The following is a 409-nucleotide window of genomic DNA, read 5'->3' as shown; positions in this document are numbered from 1 at the left end:
CGAGCTGGCGCCGGGAGCCTGGTTGGTCAGTCTGGAGTTCCCGGTGCCCGGCGTCGTGCTGCACGCCCAGCTGGCGCTGGCAGGTGGACGCGTGCTGTGGGTGTGCCGCATGCCCATGGGCGTACCGCCCACCTGATGCCGCGACCCGGTCTGGGGTTTATTCCTGGGCCTGCGTCCCCGCAGGGTCTTCGTTCATCTTGCGCCGCACGATGACGGCGGAAGCGATGCCGCCGACGAGCATGATGGCGATGCCGATGATGCTCATCAGTCCGTAGTCGGTGGTGAAGAGGTCGGTCAGCAGCTTCATGGGGTTCCCTCCGTTCTTTTTAAAACCATAGTCGGTGTGTGGATTCTGGAGCGTGCCTGAAGCCGGGCGTTGACGCAAGTCAACGGGACGGGCCGGGTGCGC

General features: G+C 65.3%; 1 protein-coding gene. It reads right to left on the bottom strand.

Translation table 11 applies throughout. The annotated features are described in order from the left end of the window. Positions 1-157: 157 nt before the first annotated feature. Complete coding sequence (locus QZH66_RS18605; protein WP_305807262.1) at positions 158-307, bottom strand: DUF3149 domain-containing protein; 150 nt, start codon at positions 305-307, stop codon at positions 158-160. Between the last annotated feature and the right edge of the window lie 102 nt (positions 308-409).

It is taken from the genome of Stenotrophomonas sp. YIM B06876 (genome assembly GCF_030711595.1).
GTDB lineage: Bacteria > Pseudomonadota > Gammaproteobacteria > Xanthomonadales > Xanthomonadaceae > Stenotrophomonas.
Note: the sequence above shows the minus strand (reverse complement) of the source record. Positions and strands in the feature narration are given on the sequence as shown.

Excerpts from the sequence above, each read along its gene's own strand:
- QZH66_RS18605 (WP_305807262.1), bottom strand. The coding sequence starts at position 307 with ATGAAGCTGCTGACCGACCTCTTCACCACCGACTACGGACTGATGAGC.